Origin of the sequence: Ralstonia pickettii (genome assembly GCF_000607165.1) — a bacterium.
Classification (GTDB): Bacteria; Pseudomonadota; Gammaproteobacteria; order Burkholderiales; family Burkholderiaceae; genus Ralstonia; species Ralstonia holmesii.
Window position 1 is genome coordinate 583,932 of record NZ_JFZG01000006.1, and the last position, 14,671, is coordinate 598,602.

Annotated in this window: 16 protein-coding genes; 1 reads left to right on the plus strand and 15 read right to left on the minus strand. The window is 58.0% G+C overall.

What is annotated here, in order from left to right; all coding sequences use genetic code 11:
- Positions 1–18: 18 nt before the first annotated feature.
- The 9 genes from BG83_RS0109025 to rfbB all read right to left on the minus strand — a co-directional run bounded on the left by BG83_RS0109025 (position 19) and on the right by rfbB (position 8,740).
- Positions 19–669: an acetyltransferase gene (locus tag BG83_RS0109025; RefSeq protein ID WP_024976408.1), complete on the minus strand. Its 651-nt coding sequence runs from the start codon at positions 667–669 to the stop codon at positions 19–21.
- Positions 670–683: 14 nt separating this feature from the next.
- On the minus strand, positions 684–1,280 hold the full coding sequence (locus tag BG83_RS28630; RefSeq protein ID WP_080693662.1) for a sugar transferase: 597 nt from the start codon (positions 1,278–1,280) through the stop codon (positions 684–686).
- A complete protein-coding gene (locus tag BG83_RS27715) occupies positions 1,277–2,509 on the minus strand; it encodes a glycosyltransferase family 4 protein (RefSeq protein ID WP_037031661.1) in 1,233 nt (410 codons plus the stop codon). The genes BG83_RS28630 and BG83_RS27715 overlap by 4 nt, the downstream gene beginning before the upstream one ends.
- A gap of 3 nt (positions 2,510–2,512) precedes the next feature.
- Positions 2,513–3,643, minus strand: coding sequence for a non-hydrolyzing UDP-N-acetylglucosamine 2-epimerase (wecB, locus tag BG83_RS0109035; protein ID WP_024976409.1), 1,131 nt, complete (start codon positions 3,641–3,643; stop codon positions 2,513–2,515).
- A gap of 25 nt (positions 3,644–3,668) precedes the next feature.
- Entirely contained in the window at positions 3,669–4,796 is a 1,128-nt protein-coding gene (gene wbjC, locus BG83_RS0109040; protein ID WP_024976410.1) for a UDP-2-acetamido-2,6-beta-L-arabino-hexul-4-ose reductase, read from the minus strand.
- 4 nt (positions 4,797–4,800) lie between these two features.
- A complete protein-coding gene (locus BG83_RS0109045) occupies positions 4,801–5,838 on the minus strand; it encodes a polysaccharide biosynthesis protein (protein WP_152543684.1) in 1,038 nt (345 codons plus the stop codon).
- Between the two features lie 220 nt (positions 5,839–6,058).
- Positions 6,059–6,604: a dTDP-4-dehydrorhamnose 3,5-epimerase gene (gene rfbC, locus BG83_RS0109050; protein WP_024976412.1), complete on the minus strand. Its 546-nt coding sequence runs from the start codon at positions 6,602–6,604 to the stop codon at positions 6,059–6,061.
- Between the two features lie 163 nt (positions 6,605–6,767).
- Positions 6,768–7,691, minus strand: coding sequence for a dTDP-4-dehydrorhamnose reductase (gene rfbD / locus BG83_RS28635; RefSeq protein ID WP_024976413.1), 924 nt, complete (start codon positions 7,689–7,691; stop codon positions 6,768–6,770).
- Entirely contained in the window at positions 7,688–8,740 is a 1,053-nt protein-coding gene (gene rfbB, locus BG83_RS0109060) for a dTDP-glucose 4,6-dehydratase (protein WP_024976414.1), read from the minus strand. The genes rfbD and rfbB overlap by 4 nt, the downstream gene beginning before the upstream one ends.
- A 250-nt stretch (positions 8,741–8,990) precedes the next feature.
- Between rfbB and BG83_RS0109070 the strand changes: the two genes are divergently transcribed.
- Positions 8,991–9,836, plus strand: a complete 846-nt coding sequence (locus tag BG83_RS0109070) for a symmetrical bis(5'-nucleosyl)-tetraphosphatase (protein WP_419177595.1) — start codon at positions 8,991–8,993, stop codon at positions 9,834–9,836.
- 9 nt (positions 9,837–9,845) lie between these two features.
- On the opposite strand, the gene BG83_RS0109075 is transcribed toward BG83_RS0109070, so the two are convergent.
- The 6 genes from BG83_RS0109075 to BG83_RS0109100 form a co-directional block, all read right to left on the minus strand.
- Positions 9,846–10,643 carry a lysophospholipid acyltransferase family protein gene (locus tag BG83_RS0109075; RefSeq protein ID WP_024976416.1) on the minus strand — a complete coding sequence of 266 codons (798 nt, stop codon included), beginning with the start codon at positions 10,641–10,643 and terminating at the stop codon, positions 9,846–9,848.
- Complete coding sequence (locus BG83_RS0109080) at positions 10,630–11,907, minus strand: dihydroorotase (protein WP_024976417.1); 1,278 nt, start codon at positions 11,905–11,907, stop codon at positions 10,630–10,632. Before BG83_RS0109080 ends, BG83_RS0109075 begins: the two co-directional genes overlap by 14 nt.
- Before the next feature lie 127 nt (positions 11,908–12,034).
- Positions 12,035–13,006 carry an aspartate carbamoyltransferase catalytic subunit gene (locus BG83_RS0109085; RefSeq protein WP_024976418.1) on the minus strand — a complete coding sequence of 324 codons (972 nt, stop codon included), beginning with the start codon at positions 13,004–13,006 and terminating at the stop codon, positions 12,035–12,037.
- A gap of 64 nt (positions 13,007–13,070) precedes the next feature.
- Entirely contained in the window at positions 13,071–13,589 is a 519-nt protein-coding gene (gene pyrR, locus BG83_RS0109090) for a bifunctional pyr operon transcriptional regulator/uracil phosphoribosyltransferase PyrR (RefSeq protein WP_024976419.1), read from the minus strand.
- A complete protein-coding gene (ruvX, locus tag BG83_RS0109095) occupies positions 13,586–14,026 on the minus strand; it encodes a Holliday junction resolvase RuvX (protein ID WP_024976420.1) in 441 nt (146 codons plus the stop codon). Before ruvX ends, pyrR begins: the two co-directional genes overlap by 4 nt.
- Positions 14,019–14,591 carry a YqgE/AlgH family protein gene (locus BG83_RS0109100; RefSeq protein WP_024976421.1) on the minus strand — a complete coding sequence of 191 codons (573 nt, stop codon included), beginning with the start codon at positions 14,589–14,591 and terminating at the stop codon, positions 14,019–14,021. The genes ruvX and BG83_RS0109100 overlap by 8 nt, the downstream gene beginning before the upstream one ends.
- Positions 14,592–14,671: the final 80 nt, after the last annotated feature.

The window sequence follows — 14,671 nt, forward strand, 5'->3', positions numbered from 1 at the left end:
AAATCTTAAGTCTATTGGTCAACGCTTCAGGACTCGCGCCGGGTTACCGACTACGGTAACGCCCGGTGGAACGCTCTTTGTCACCACCGCACCCATTCCCACAACCGCGCCATGACCAATGATGAGTGGCGAATCCGCGTGACCTTGACGGAGAATTGCGCCTGTCCCAATGTACGCGTGATCTTCCACGATGATGTTGCCGTTACAGTGCACGCCTGGGGCGAAAGTAACGAAGTCCCCGATCACGCAGTCGTGTGCGACGTAGCTGTAAAGATTGGCGTGAAAGTGTCGTCCGATACGTACATTGCTGGTCAATGTCACAAATGGGCATAGGATGGCGCCTTCGCCAATTTGGACATCGTCCATAACCACCGCACTTTCTGCACGGATTTGTTGGAATGCCATGCCGTCCGATTGGCATCGCAAGGCGAGAGACTTACGAATACTGCTGTCGGCCACTGCAAGGCTTATATGTTTTGACCCCGTCGATTCGTTGAGCCATTGGCTATACGTCAATACCCGATGACCGTTCTGAAATGTCGCTGCCGGCATATCATCAATGAAGACCAGATCCCATGGATCAGCTTCCGCATCCTGCAACTGTCGACGCAATACCGGCAAAATCTCTCGCCCGAAACCGCTGGCCCCGTATATTGCAAATTGCTTCATAGCGTACCGGCGCTTTACTCGCGCTTCGTTCCAGTAAATCTTGACATCGTCGCTTCGCCTGCCGCACTAATGCCGTCACGCATCAACACCTTGCGCACAGTCAACCAAAGTATCCGAATATCAAGAGCAAATGAACGATGATCGACGTACCATACGTCCATCGACAGACGATCCTCCCAACTCAGCGCATTACGGCCATTTACTTGTGCCCACCCGGTTACCCCGGGTCGGACTTCATGTCGCCGTGCCTGCTCTGACGAATATAGCGGCAAGTAATCCATGAGAAGTGGTCGCGGACCAACAAGGCTCATATCACCCTTTAGCACATTCCACAATTCAGGCAACTCATCCAGACTACTTGCACGCAAAAATCGACCGAAGCGCGTCAAACGATCCGCATCCGGGAGTAGTGTTCCATCCGGCCCGCGCTCATTTGTCATGGTCCGGAACTTAACCATGCGAAATGGCTTCCCATGCTTTCCTGGACGAACCTGCGAAAACAGGACCGGCTTGCCCAGTTTGACGCGAACAAAAACTGCCAGCACTAATAGCGGGCCCGCCAGCAACACCAGCGCCGTTGCCGCCACAAAAAAATCAAAGCAACGCTTCATCGCTGCCGCCTAGTAGCAAGTTTCCTAAAAATACTTCCGAACCGAGCTACGCCTACGCTGATCGACAACTTCTCTTGGTAGTACGCCTGCGCGCGGCGCCCCAAGGTCCTCAGCTCATCCGGTGACAAGGCAGCAAGCGACTCTGCCGCCTGCGCAATTGATTCGGCATTTTCGGACGTAGCGACTACGCCGCCGCCCGACTCCCTGACCAGCTCAGCCGCATCACCATCAACCGCCATGAGCAACGGCTTACCGACCGACATGTACGCTTGCGTTTTGGAAGGGATGGTGATCCGAAATAGAGGATCCCGCCGCAAGTGAACCAATAGAGCATCCGCCTCTTTCAGGAGGGTACCGACTTCGGACATTGGGACGGCAGGAATAAATGTCACATTATGTAACATTCGGGCCGATGCGCGACTCTTGAGGCCCTCAACCTCAACACCTCCGCCGACAAAAACAAAACAGACGCGAGATGTACGAGACTGCAACAAGGCGGCAGCATCAAGAACGGCGTCGAGCGCTTGTGCCCTCCCCATGTTCCCGGCAAATACAACCCGGAATTGGTTTGACTGCGGGAAATCGCTTGGCAAAATGCCACCAGGGTTGCCAAGCGAAGCTTCATCCGCCCAGTTACAGATGACATCCATCTTCGCCGCGGGCACCCCCCGCTCAATCAGCAGTCGCCTGAAGCCAGGTGACAGCACAACGATATGATCGGCGCGGCGGTACACCCACCGGCAAACAGCATCGACAACCTGGAGTACCCTTTGGTTACTGATCATGCCGGTCGCACGCAACGTATCCGGCCACATGTCCTGAATGTCATAGACCACCGGAATTCGGCGGAACAACCGAATAAGGCTTGCTGCGACGCCAACTGTCAGTGGCGGATGATATGCGTAAATTACGTCACAACGCCGTATCGAGAAGAGCCCATGAAACACCGCTGACATCGCGAAACTGACGTAATTTAGGATGCGCCGAATCGCAGATTGATCATGGCTGGGATACAACGGCACACGCGTCACGCGGATGCCATCGATAACCTCACGTTGCAACCAACTTACGCTATACCCTGGATAGAGCTTGCCGCCAGGATAGTTCGGGAAACCGGTCAGCACTTCCACTTCGAACCCTTGACGCACCAATTCGCGGGCAAATACGATGCCCTTGAACGTGGGTTCCGGATCGAACCACTGGGTCAACAGCAGAACACGTACGCTCATTTATCAGTACTTCTTCCAGACCACGCGGTTTACGTAGTCTGTGTAACTATGGATGATGCGGACTACCTTGTCCGATACGTTGGGCATACTGTAGTCGGCCACTTGGCGTAACAAGCGTGTGGCTCCGCGAGCTTGGCCATTCAGGATTTCGAGACCCTGTACGATGCGTTCAGCCTCCAGACCTACCATCATCACAGCAGCCTCTTCCATCCCCTCCGGACGCTCGTGCGCTTCGCGCAAATTCAATGCCGGGAAGTTCATGATTGAAGATTCCTCGTTGATCGTACCGCTATCCGAAAGCACAGCTTTCGCCTCGACTTGAAGCTTGTTGTAGTCGGTAAAACTAAGCGGCTTGAGCAGTTGCACGTTAGCGTGGAACTTGATACCCAGTGCATCAACGCGCTTCTGAGTACGCGGATGCGTAGAGACAATCACCGGTAAGTTATATAGCTGAGCGACAGTGTTGAGGACACTCACCAGCTTGCCGAAGTTGGCATCCGAATCAATATTTTCTTCACGATGGGCGCTCACCACAAAAAACTGACCGGTGGCTAACCCTAGGCGTGCCAGCACATCAGATCTCTCGATCGCCGAAGTGTGATAAGTCAACACCTCCGCCATCGGACTGCCTGTCTTGATGACCATGTCCGGCGGCAACCCTTCGCGCAACAGGTACTCGCGTGCAATAGAACTGTACGTCAGGTTGATGTCCGCAGTATGGTCAACAATGCGGCGGTTCGTCTCTTCCGGCACGCGGAGGTCGAAGCATCGATTTCCGGCCTCCATGTGGAAAATCGGTATCTTGCGGCGCTTAGCCGGTATGACGGACAAACAGCTGTTGGTATCTCCCAGCACAAGCAACGCCTCTGGTTTTTCCTGACCAAGCAAGCCATCAACAGCAATGATGATCTTGCCTATAGTCTCAGCGGCACCGCCGCCCGCAGCATTGAGAAAATGGTCTGGTTGTCGAATACCCAGATCACTAAAGAAGATCTGGTTCAGTTCGTAGTCATAGTTCTGGCCGGTGTGTACCAGTACGTGGTCACAATGTTCGTCTAGGCGCGCCATCACACGTGATAGGCGAATGATCTCAGGCCGGGTACCGACCACAGTCATGACTTTGAGTTTCTTCATCGGTGTCTGAGTAGGGGCGGCTGGCTTACAGCGGACAAGTGTAAGTATCTGGATGGGCTCGATCAAAAATCTCGTTGGCCCAGAGCATGACAATCATCTCGTCCTGACCAATGTTGGTGATGTCGTGCGTCCAGCCGGGCACGGTCTCAACGATCTCTGCCTTGGCACCACTGGTCACCAGTTCATGCGTTTCTCCTGTATGCATGTGGCGGAACTTGAAACGCGCCCGGCCCTTGATAACGAGGAACTTCTCGGTCTTCGTATGGTGATAGTGACCGCCTCGTGTAATGCCCGCGTGGGCGGTAAAAAACGAAAACTGCCCGCAATCGGGCGTCTTGAGCATCTCCACAAACACACCGCGCGGATCGCCGTACTGCGGCACGGTGTAAGCAAACGACTCGACCGGCAAATAGCTCACATAGGTGGCATACAGTGCTCGAATCAGGCCCGTACCAACGCGCCCAGTCACCAGCGTGTCGCGACTTTCCCTGAACGACTGAATATGCGCCGCCACTTCACCTACCGTCGTCGTGAACTGCGGCGCCATCAGCGCAAAGCCGTCGGCATCGACCGATGCGTCGGCGCCGTCCATCAGCTGCACGAAGCGCTCCACTACGTCGTCGACGTAAACCAACGTGAGAGACGCACTCGGATCGTTCACTTGGATTGGCAGACCGCGAGTTACGTTGTGGCAAAACGTGGCCACTGCGGAGTTGTAATTCGGCTTACACCACTTGCCGAAAACATTAGGCAAACGAAACACATGCACCGGGATCTGGTGACTTTGGCGAGCATCGAACAGGGCCGTCTCAGCGCCACGCTTGCTCCGGCCATAGGGGTTATCGTACGCAGCCTGGGTTGACGATGTATAAACAATGGGGATTCTGCGGCCGGTTGCATCAGCTTGGCTGCACAGAGCCTTGCAAAGTACCTGGGTCAGTTCCGCATTGCCTGCCGTGAATTCATCAGGATCCTGAGGACGATTGACACCGGCAAGATGGAAGACGAAATCGATCTCCCTCAGCAGTCCGGGCAAGAGAGCAACATCATCTTCCCTCGTAAAGCACCGCACCTGCACATCCTTGCGTTCGGATAAGCGCAAACGCAAATTCTTGCCGACGAAGCCATTGGCGCCAGTGATTAAAACGTTCATGCGTTCACTCCTCGGCAACCGCATGCTCTCCACGCGCAATGCGTTGCATGAAGTCAAGCTTCAGCAGCAGGGCCTTCATGCCTTCCACGTCTAGGCGCATGGTGTTATGCGAGTTGTAGTCCTCGCCATGCGCGCTAGTTGTTAAGCGCGACTCACCCTGCTCGACAAATTTCGCATAGTTCAGATCACGGCCGTCTGGCGGTACCCGGAAGTAATTGCCCATGTCTTCGGCGCAAGCCATCTCTTCCCTGCTCAAGAGGGCTTCATAGAGCTTCTCTCCGTGACGCGTACCGATAACATTCACCGGGTGGGTAGGCTTGCGCATCAAATCCAGAATGGCCTTCGACAGCACATCAACGGTTGCAGCCGGCGCTTTTTGCACAAAAATGTCGCCGTTGTTACCGTGCTCGAACGCGTAAAGAACCAAGTCGACCGCGTCGGCCAACGTCATCATAAAACGCGTCATGGTGGGGTCCGTCACGGTGATCGGGTTACCCGCTAAGACCTGTTCAACGAACAGCGGGATCACCGAACCACGCGATGCCATCACGTTACCGTAGCGCGTACCACAGATGACGGTACTGGTGCCTTCGAGGTTGCGACTCGCAGCAACCATGACCTTCTCCATCAACGCCTTGCTGATGCCCATCGCGTTAATGGGATAGACCGCCTTATCCGTACTCAAGCAAACAACTCGCTTGACTCCGGCGTCAACGGCAGCGCTCAGCACATTCTCTGTCCCCAGAACGTTTGTGCGTACTGCCTCCATCGGATGAAACTCGCACGACGGGACTTGTTTCAGGGCAGCAGCATGATAGACATAGTCCACTCCACGCATAACCGCATCCACACTGCGGCGATCCCGTACGTCGCCGATATAGAACTTCAGCTTCGAGCTAGCGTAGCGCTTACGCATGTCGTCCTGCTTTTTCTCGTCGCGGCTGAAGATGCGAATCTCGTCGATATCGCTGTCGAGAAAACGCTTGAGCACTGCATTGCCGAAGGAACCGGTACCGCCGGTAATCGTCAAAATTCCTTTCATTGGGATCATTCCTTGATTGATTTGCGGGACACAAGCCCATCGATCCAAACGCCACAACCGACACGCGCAGACAGCCACTCAGGGTTCAACCAGCCGTGCCTGCCCGACCATCGCCTTAGGTAGTGACGCGCCCGAACCTTTAGGACAACCCGTAATTTTAACCGTAGCAGCCCTACCATTGGAATTGTCTGCTTCAATAGCCGAGCAGGCCACAATCCTGTCATAGCAGCCGCTGCTGACTCAAAGGTTTCGCCGCTAGGTCTCTCGCCGACAACACTGGAGTTGAATCCGAAAGCGGCCATTTGATACCCAACTGAGGGTCGTTCCAAGCAATGCTCCCCTCACGCGACGGCGCGTAATAGTCAGTTACTTTGTAGAGAAAGTCTGCCAATTCGCTTAAAACCAGAAAACCATGTGCAAAACCGGGAGGAATCCACATTTGCATTCGGTTGTCCTCCGTCAAGAATTCGCCAACCCAACGCCCAAAGGTTGGCGACTCTTTTCGAATATCGACTGCAACGTCAAAAACGCTGCCGCGAACCACGTGCACCAACTTTCCTTGAGGCGATCCCACCTGGAAGTGGAGTCCCCGCAAGACACCTTTTCGCCCATGCGAGTGATTATCTTGGACAAAATCGACATCGACTCCAGTAGCCTTGGCAAAATTAGCCTTATTGAAACTTTCATAGAAAAATCCACGCGCATCGAAGAACGAATCAGGCTCAATCAACAAGACTTCCGGCAATTCGGTTGGCGTCACCTTCATCTCAACTCTCTACCCATAAAATTACCTTGCCGCGGTTCAGCTCTAAACCATCAAAAATTTGAGAGAAAGGCCACACAACACAAACATTTGTCTATAATTTAGAAAAATCGTGTCTTTAAAAGATGAAGAAATGCATTTTACCAAGACCTCATGCAGCATTTAACTATAGATCGAATATTATCTGATCAAGCAAATGATGAATGCATTCTCGCCAGTGAGGCAAATAGACACCAAACACCTCCCGAAGTTTATGAGTATCAAGGCAGGAGTTCGAAGGCCTGCTTGCCAAGGCCGCATACATCGAGGCGGGAATTGGCTCTATGCTTGAAGGAGTAGCCTTGAGAGACACTCCCTTACTTGCGGCATAGCGCACAATTTCTGATGCGTAGGCATGCCAAGTCGTCTGACCTGCGGCCGAAAGGTGGTAAAGACCGCACTGGAATTGATCGCGACGTCCGTGGCGCCAGTAGCGTGCAACGATTTGTGCTGTGGTATCCGCCACCACGGAAGCCGTTGTTGGTGCACCATGCTGATCCGACACCACCTGGAATCGAGAGCGCTCACTTGCCAGCGCAAGTATGGTTTTTGCAAAATTTGTCCCACGAGCGCTCGCCACCCAACCGGTACGCAGCATAATTGCTGCTGCCCCGGTCGCAACAATCGCATTTTCCCCTGCCAGCTTGCTCCTTCCGTACACCGAGAGCGGGCGAGGCTCGTCCGCTTCCACATAGGGGGAAGGCTTAAAACCATCAAAGACATAGTCAGTGGAGTAATGTACCAACAAGCTCCCTAGCCCTTTTGCGGTTTCTGCGATTATCCCAGGCGCAACCCCATTAACGGCAAAGGCGGTGTCTGCATCCATCTCTGCGCGGTCGACTGCCGTGTAGGCCGCCGCATTCACAATCACATCCGGGCGAATGCTTTTCACAGCTTGCCGAATGGATGAAGGATTGGCCAGATCACAATCTGTGCGACCCAAACCGATCACATGGCCAAGCGTCGATAAACTCCGGCACAATTCGAAACCAATCTGGCCATTACGTCCAATAACGAGCATGACCGGCGTTGCCCCTGTGTGACTTCTCATGCAGAGGGAAAACCAGTTGTGAATCGGGTCGAGGCACGTCGCACCCATTCCGGGTTATCTAAAAACCACTGCACCGTACTTCGCAAGCCGACCTCAAAGACCATTTGTGGCTGCCAACCAAGTTCATCATGAATCTTGCTGGCATCAACAGCGTAGCGCCGATCATGACCCGGTCGATCTTCGACGAAGTGTATTTGCTCTCTGTACGAGCCAGCCCACCTGGGAACCAATTCATCAAGCAGATCACACAACGCGTGGACGATCTGGAGGTTCGAACGCTCGTTGTTTGCCCCTATGTTGTACGTCTCACCTACCCGTCCGCGCGCCAGAATCGCGCGTAATGCCGCACACAGATCGCCGACATGTATCCAGTCACGCACATTCAGGCCATCACCATAAATGGGCAGCAGCTTTCCCTCGAACGCGTGCGTGATGATCTTGGGAATCAGCTTCTCTGGAAACTGATACGGGCCATAACTATTCGAACAGTTTGCTTTAACAACAGGCACCCCGTACGTGTGGTGATAGGCATGCACCAAGTGGTCTGACCCAGCCTTGGAGGCTGAGTAGGGGCTGCTGGGTCGGTACGGGGTGGTTTCTGTGAAGGGCGGATCCTGCGGGCCGAGCGAACCGAACACTTCGTCAGTGGATACATGAAGCAGACGGAACTCGGCTTGCGAATCGGCATGCAAGCCCGCCCAATATGCTCGCGCAGCCTCCAGCAGCGTGAACGTTCCGACCAGATTGGTTTGAATGAAGGCTGCGGGTCCGTAAATCGACCGGTCAACGTGGCTCTCAGCAGCGAAATGCACTACGACCCGCGGCTGAAACTCAGCAAACACTTGATCCAGCGCCGCGCGATCACAGATGTCAGCCTGCACAAAGACATAGCGGGAATCGCCCTCAACGGAGGCTAACGTCTGTCTATGGCCGGCGTAGGTCAACTTGTCAACATTGACCACGCCTTCAGCGGCCGGGGCAGATAACCACTGCAGTACGAAGTTACTGCCAATGAACCCGGCACCGCCAGTTACGAGGATATGGGACAAACTCTGTACTCCTGCCTATCATCGGGCCATGAGGGCCATAGCGTGCTGACACCCAGGTTGTCCCCACAACAAGGGCAGCAAGACAACGAACTGCCGCGCGTCACAATAAACCACGTATTCTATCTTGCCCTCCATCTCCCCCCTCGCGGGGCTCCGAGAATTTTGTAGCACGTTGTAAGAACCGAGACCCACTTCTCAGTCCTGGACAACGACTTCTGTTTACGTAGCCGCCGTGCATTCCAGCGTTCCCGTGACAACGTCCCCCCACGCCATCGGCGACCTCCAAGGCTGCTGCTCCCCTCTCCAGACCCTGCTGGCCGCCCTCCCCGCCAACGCCGTGCTGCGCTTCGTCGGCGACCTCGTCAACCGCGGCCCCGAGTCCCTGGCCACGCTGCGCCAGGTCATTTCGCTATGCGAAGCAGGCCGCGCACGCACCGTCCTTGGCAACCACGACATCCACCTGCTGGCCGTGGCGGCAGGGGTGCGAAAACCCGGCAAGCGAGACACCATCGCCGAGATTCTCTCCGCCCCCGATAGCGATCAACTGATCACCTGGCTGCGCCACCAGCCGCTGGCCATCTTCGAAAACAGCTTCCTGATGGTGCACGCCGGCGTCCTGCCTCAGTGGACAACAGGCGACGTACTAGAACTGGCCGGCGCGGTGGAGCGGGAGCTGCGCAGCCCACATTGGAAAACCTTCCTGGCCGATGCGTTTGGTAACCATCCGGACAAGTGGAGCAACGATCTCGTCGGCATGGATCGGCTGCGGCTGACCATCAACGCCTTGACGCGCCTACGCTTCTGCAAGCCCGATGGGACGATGGAGTTCGAGACTACTGACGCCGATGGCGCTCCGGATGGCCACATGCCGTGGTTCGACGTGCCGGGGCGCCGCACGCGCGGCACACCGATCGTGTTCGGGCATTGGTCCACACGCGGGCTGGTGATGCGCGACGATGTGATGGGCCTGGATACCGGCTGCGTGTGGGGTGGCAAGCTGACGGCGGCGAAGCTATCGCTGGCACCAGCCGGGCGTGACGTGATCCAAGTGGATTGCGAGCAGGCGCAGGACCCGCTCGCGCACAAGAAGAAATAGCCGAGTAGCCTAGCCCGCGCGGTCGATCAGCGCGGCAACAGCGTCGTGACTATGTGCAGCCAGCCCACGGCGGTCCATCTCCGGCGCCACGGCGGGGCCCACGAACACTTCCACCACCAACGGTGGCCCGTTCAGCATGGCGTTGATCGTGTCCATCATCGACAGATCACCGATATACGCCGGAATGGTCGTCAACTCACCCGTCTCGGCAATGCGATAGCGCAGCGCCAGCGGGCGGATCGGTGCGCCAGCGCTAACAGGCGCCTGAAACAGATTGGCGTGGAACGGCAGCAGCTGCAGCCCGTCCGACGTCGTGCCCTCGGGAAACACGCAAATGACATCGCCGGAACGCATCGCATCGGCGATGACATGCATGATGCGATGCGCATCGCGCTTGCGGGCGCGCTCGACGAACAGCACGCCGGTCTGCGCGCACAGCCAGCCAATGATTGGCCAGCTGCGAATCTCCGATTTGGCGACGAAGCGCGGTGGGTACCAGCTGTTGATCGCATAGATGTCGATCCACGAGACATGGTTGGACACCAGCATGGAGCCAGCCAGATCCTTGCCCGCGACCGGCTCGCCATGCACAACGAGCGAGACACGGAACAGCGCGAGCAACTTGCGCGACCAGCGCTGAATCAGCCTCTGCTTGGTCTCAAGCCTGACCCACCAGAACAGCAGCGCGCACGTGATAAGGCCTTCGGCCAGATGGGCGAGCAACCGCAGCTTGCGGCGCACATGCTTGCGCTGTGGCGTGCTCACCTCGCTGGGCGCGCTTGCCACGCGCTGATCAATGCCCGTCATAGGCAAGATGGCCAGCGACCATCGTGGCACGTACGCGGCCAGCCAGCTCGAAGCCCAGGTACGGCGAGTTCTTGCCCTGGCTCCGCAGAGCGCGCGGCTCAAGTTTCCAGGTCGCATCCGGATCGAACACGCACACATCGGCCATCGCCCCAACTTCCAGCGAGCCTGCATGCAGGCCCAGCACACGAGCCGGCTCGCTGGTGATGCGCGCCAGCGCCTTCGACAGCTCGACCTTGTGTTCGGTGGCCCAGCGCAGCGTGAGCGGCAGCAGGGTTTCGAGGCCGGTCGCGCCGGGTGTGGCCTCGGCAAACGGCAGCAGCTTCTCGTCGTCATCCACAGGCGTGTGGTCGGAACAGATCGCGTCGATGGTGCCATCGGCCAGCGCACGCACGATGCCGTCGCGGTCGCGCCCGGAGCGCAGCGGCGGCACAAAACGCATCTGCGAATTGAAGTAGCCGATATCGACGTCGGTCAGCGAGATATGGTGGACGTTCACGTCGCATGTGACCGGCAAACCCTCGGCTTTCGCACGGCGCACAAGCTCGATGCCCGCGGCCGATGACAAGCGGCACAGGTGCACACGGGCGCCCGTGCTACGAATCAGCTCGAAGATGGTATGCAGGCGCACCGTCTCAGCCATGACAGGCACACCCGAGAGGCCCAGGCGTGACGCCAGCGGGCCGCTTGCGGCCACGCCGCCCTTACCCAGATACGGGTCTTCGGGGCGCAGCCAGACGGTGAAGCCAAAGGTCTGCGCGTATTGCAGCGCACGCATCAGCACTTGCGTGTCGGCCATCGGCGCATCGGTCTGCGAGAAGCCAACGCAGCCCGACTCTGTCAGTTCGGCCATCTCCGTCAGCACCGCGCCCTTCAAGCCGACAGTGAGCGCACCGAGCGGATACACGTGCGCCTGATTCAGGTTGCGCGCGCGAAACTTGAGCATCTCGACCAGGCCGGGTTCGTCCAGCACAGGATCGGTGTCCGGTGGGCACACCAGCGAGGTCACGCCGCCGGCCATGGCCGCCGCCATTTCCGATTCGAGCGTGGCCTTGTATTCGAAGCCCGGCTCGCGCAGGCGGGCCGACAAGTCGATCAGGCCCGGGCAAACAACCAAACCCGTCGCGTCGATAGTCTTGTTGGCATGGAAATCCGCCGGCGCGTGGCCGACACCGACCACCTTGCTCGCCGCGATGTACAGGTCCTGTTGTGCGTCGATACCGTTGGCCGGGTCGATCAGGCGGCCGCCTTTGATATGCAGTTTCATCGTTTCAATATTTTTGAGATTGATGCAAAAACGAAGCGAAGCGGTTCTGGCGGTTCGGCGCCGACGCAGACAGTACAAAAAGTACGGCAAGTCGACGCCGGGCCGGCAGAATCGTTTTTCATCGATCTCAGTCGTTGTTGCCAGCCACAATGCCCATGACCGCCATGCGCACGGCGATGCCGAACGTCACCTGATTCAGGATCACCGATTGCACGCCGTCTGCCACTGCGGAGTCGATCTCCACGCCGCGGTTCATCGGGCCCGGGTGCATGACGATGGCGTCCGGCTTGGCCAGCGCCAAGCGCTCCTGCGTGAGGCCGTAAGCCTTGAAGTATTCCTGTGCCGAGGGCAACAGCGCGCCGCTCATGCGCTCGTTCTGCAGGCGCAGCATGATCACCACATCCACGCCCTTCAGGCCTTCTTCCATGTTGTGGAAGACGCGCACGCCCATGTGCTCCAGCCCACCCGGCAGCAGTGTGCGCGGGCCAATGGCGCGCACTTCGGCACAGCCCAGCGTCGTCAGCGCATGGATGTCGGAACGCGCCACGCGCGAATGCAGAATATCGCCGACGATCGCCACCGTCAGGTTGGAGAAATCCTTCTTGTAGTGGCGGATGGTGTACATGTCGAGCAGCCCCTGCGTGGGGTGCGCATGGCGACCATCGCCCGCGTTGATGACGTGCACGTGCGGTGCGACGTGCTGGGCGATCAGGTACGGCGCACCGGAACTGGCGTGCCGGACGACAAACATGTCCGCCTGCATCGCAGACAGATTGTTGATCGTGTCGAGCAGCGACTCTCCCTTGCTGGTGGACGACGCGTTGATGTTCAGGTTGATCACGTCCGCCGAAAGCCGCTTGGCCGCGATCTCGAACGTGGTGCGCGTGCGCGTGGAGTTCTCGAAGAACAGGTTGAACACGCTCTTGCCGCGCAGCAACGGCACCTTCTTCACCTCGCGGTCGGAATCCGATACGGAGACGAACTGCTGCGCGGTGTCCAGCACGTGCGTGAGGATGTCGCGCGACAGCCCCTCGATCGACAGCAGGTGCTTGAGCTCGCCGTTTTTCGTGAGCTGCGGGTTAGCGAAAGTCTTGGGCATGAGAAACGAAGGGCGACGAGGTCAGTACAGGTCAGTTCAAAGCGGGCGCGGCCGCGGCGCGAACTCAAGCGCCCTTGGGCTCGCGCGTGAAGGTGAAGCGGGCCGAAGCGCCCTCGCCGGTTTCACTCAGCACGAGCGATTCGTCGAGTGGCAACATGATGCGTTCACCGATGTAATCCGGGGCAACGGGCAGTTGGCGTTCACCGCGATCGACCAACACGGCCAGTTCCACCGCAGCTGGACGGCCGTAGTCGAACAGCTCGTTGATGGCCGCGCGGATGGTGCGGCCGCTGGCCAGGACGTCGTCCACCAGCAGGATGCGGCGCTCGTTCACGTCGAACGGCAGCGTGGTCGGTTGCGCCTTGGCGTGCAGGCCTTTCTTGGCGTAGTCGTCGCGGTGCATGGCGACGTTGACGACACCGTATTCCGGCAGGCCAAGGTCATGCGCCAGCCGCTTGGCGATCCAGGCGCCGCCGCTGACAATGCCGGCCACCGACCAGGCGTGGCCGTCGGCAAGCCGCGTGCGCAGTTGTGCAACGAGGCTCTGGTACAGCGCCTCGGCATCGATCTGTTGCGATGTCATGCGTGTTCGTCGAAAAACTGTTGGAGGATGATGCGCGCGGCTTCTGCGTCGAGCACATCGTCGGAGGCACCGGCGTCCTGCGCGGCGATCGACGAATAACGCTCGTCCACCCAGGTGACCGGCAGGCCATAGCGGCCGTGCAATTGATTGCCGAAGCGCTTGGCGAGCTTGATCATCGGCTGCTCTTCACCGTCGGGGTGAACAGGCATGCCGACCACGAAGCCGACGGGCTGCCATTCGCCCACAAGCCGCGTGATCTGGGTGAAACGGAAATCGACCGAGCGATTAGGAATGGTTTCCAGCGCACGCGCCGAGCGCGTAATCGAGTTACCCAGCGCCACGCCGATGCGCTTTTCGCCGTAATCGAATGCCAGCAAGGTGCCCTCTGCGAGCACGGAAGTGGTGGCTGGACCCGTCGACGATGCGGGCTCAGGCATGCCCGGCCTCGCCCGACAGCATGGCCGGGTTGATGCCGAGCAGGTTCAGCGCCGCGGCAAACCGCTCTTCAGCAGGCACGTTGAAGATGATCTCGGGATCGGCGTGGACGGTCAGCCAGCCGTTGCGGCTGATTTCGTCTTCCAGTTGACCGGCGCTCCAGCCGGCATACCCGAGGGTCAGGATGAAGCGGTGCGGGCCGCCCCCCTGGGCAACGGCTTCCAGCACATCCTTGGAGGTGGTCATTTCCAGCCCGCCCGGCACCGCCAGCGACGATGAATACGCGCCCGTGGCGTCGTGCAGCACGAAGCCGCGCTCGGTCTGAACCGGGCCGCCGTAGTACACGGATTGTTCTGCGAGGGGGTGGATTTCGAGCTTGAGATCGATCTTGTCGAACAGCGTCGCCAAGTCGATGTCGATGGGTCGGTTGATCACGAGCCCGAGCGCACCGCGCTCATTGTGCTCGCACATGTACACGACCGTGCCCGAAAACGTGGAATCCGCCATGCCGGGCATAGCGATCAGGAACTGATTCGTGAGATTGATAAGTGCGTCCGGCGAGGCCATGGGACTAGTTTACCAAAAGCCCCCGGCCGGTGCCCCTTTCATTTGGAGGAATCGGCCCTCGGCACAAGGTTTTTTGTTTT

Excerpts from the sequence above, each read along its gene's own strand:
- BG83_RS28630 (WP_080693662.1), bottom strand. The coding sequence starts at position 1,280 with ATGAAGCGTTGCTTTGATTTTTTTGTGGCGGCAACGGCGCTGGTGTTG.
- BG83_RS0109085 (WP_024976418.1), bottom strand. The coding sequence starts at position 13,006 with ATGCCCAAGACTTTCGCTAACCCGCAGCTCACGAAAAACGGCGAGCTC.
- wbjC (WP_024976410.1), bottom strand. The coding sequence starts at position 4,796 with ATGAACGTTTTAATCACTGGCGCCAATGGCTTCGTCGGCAAGAATTTG.
- BG83_RS0109080 (WP_024976417.1), bottom strand. The coding sequence starts at position 11,907 with ATGAAACTGCATATCAAAGGCGGCCGCCTGATCGACCCGGCCAACGGT.
- rfbD (WP_024976413.1), bottom strand. The coding sequence starts at position 7,691 with ATGAGAAGTCACACAGGGGCAACGCCGGTCATGCTCGTTATTGGACGT.
- BG83_RS27715 (WP_037031661.1), bottom strand. The coding sequence starts at position 2,509 with ATGAGCGTACGTGTTCTGCTGTTGACCCAGTGGTTCGATCCGGAACCC.
- BG83_RS0109100 (WP_024976421.1), bottom strand. The coding sequence starts at position 14,591 with ATGGCCTCGCCGGACGCACTTATCAATCTCACGAATCAGTTCCTGATC.
- BG83_RS0109075 (WP_024976416.1), bottom strand. The coding sequence starts at position 10,643 with ATGACGGGCATTGATCAGCGCGTGGCAAGCGCGCCCAGCGAGGTGAGC.
- rfbC (WP_024976412.1), bottom strand. The coding sequence starts at position 6,604 with ATGAAGGTGACGCCAACCGAATTGCCGGAAGTCTTGTTGATTGAGCCT.
- BG83_RS0109025 (WP_024976408.1), bottom strand. The coding sequence starts at position 669 with ATGAAGCAATTTGCAATATACGGGGCCAGCGGTTTCGGGCGAGAGATT.
- BG83_RS0109045 (WP_152543684.1), bottom strand. The coding sequence starts at position 5,838 with ATGAAAGGAATTTTGACGATTACCGGCGGTACCGGTTCCTTCGGCAAT.
- wecB (WP_024976409.1), bottom strand. The coding sequence starts at position 3,643 with ATGAAGAAACTCAAAGTCATGACTGTGGTCGGTACCCGGCCTGAGATC.
- pyrR (WP_024976419.1), bottom strand. The coding sequence starts at position 13,589 with ATGACATCGCAACAGATCGATGCCGAGGCGCTGTACCAGAGCCTCGTT.
- ruvX (WP_024976420.1), bottom strand. The coding sequence starts at position 14,026 with ATGCCTGAGCCCGCATCGTCGACGGGTCCAGCCACCACTTCCGTGCTC.